The organism is Streptomyces beigongshangae, from assembly GCF_019710745.1.
Classification (GTDB): Bacteria; Actinomycetota; Actinomycetes; order Streptomycetales; family Streptomycetaceae; genus Streptomyces; species Streptomyces beigongshangae.
The window spans coordinates 1-538 of the sequence record NZ_JAHKJW010000191.1; the positions used below are offsets into that span (position 1 = coordinate 1).

Sequence of the window (538 nt, forward strand, 5' to 3'; positions counted from 1 at the left end):
AGCACGGCGTCCGCCGCGGCTGGCCGGGGGCCGACGGACCTGGACCTCGGTGGCGTCCAGCCGCAGCTCGATGCCTTCGGCCTGGGCGTATGCGAACACATCCGCCAGGGTCCGCAGCCGCAGGCCGGGCCGGTCTGGGACCGCGCATCCCCGCTCTGCCAGCAGCCCTCGTATCTCACCGATCGCACGGATGATGGTGGAGCGGTCGACGCCGAACAGCAGCCCCAACGCCGCATGCGGCAGATCGTGCCGCAAGTGAATCAACGTAGCCACGAGCCGGTCGACGAACACCAGCCGATGCCGGACACCGGCTCCTGCCTCGCGCTTCCTGGCCCCGCCGCGAGCTTCGTGACGACGCCCCTGCACCACGGCCTGCCACGGGCCGGCCAACTCTTCAACCAGGGAAGCGAGATGCCCCCGCGAGACTCCCGTGAACACCTGATGCGCGAGAACCGTCCGACTGACCATGATCGCCACATCCGGATCATGACACCCACCAGCAAGAACATGTCACCCGCAATCACGCACCAGCTCGTTA

Annotated in this window: 1 protein-coding gene; it reads right to left on the reverse strand. The window is 68.2% G+C overall.

Features of this window, described 5'->3' with window-relative positions; translation table 11 throughout:
* On the reverse strand, positions 1-468 hold a 468-nt coding region (locus KM933_RS38785), incomplete at its 3' end, for a helix-turn-helix domain-containing protein (protein WP_221362394.1).
* Positions 469-538: the final 70 nt, after the last annotated feature.